This window comes from Psychrobacter sp. DAB_AL32B (assembly GCF_002224105.1).
GTDB lineage: Bacteria > Pseudomonadota > Gammaproteobacteria > Pseudomonadales > Moraxellaceae > Psychrobacter.
Map to the genome: position 1 here is coordinate 1 of NZ_NEXU01000208.1, position 243 is coordinate 243.

General features: G+C 33.3%; 1 protein-coding gene. It reads left to right on the forward strand.

Annotation, left to right across the window (positions count from 1 at the left end; genetic code table 11):
• The coding region (locus CAN34_RS14405; RefSeq protein WP_217320646.1) for a hypothetical protein at positions 1–243 on the forward strand (243 nt) is incomplete at both ends.

Below are 243 nucleotides of genomic sequence, written 5' to 3' on the forward strand. Positions count from 1 at the left end.
ATCAGACTTATCTTTCTTATCAGACTTATCTTTCTTATCAGACTTATCTTTCTTATCAGACTTATCTTTCTTATCAGACTTATCTTTCTTATCAGACTTGTCCTTCTTATCAGACTTGTCCTTCTTATCAGACTTGTCCTTCTTATCAGACTTGTCCTTCTTGTCAGACTTATCCTTCTTGTCAGACTTTTCCTTCTTTTCAGCCTATTCCTTCTTGTCAGACTTATCATTCTTTTCATTTTT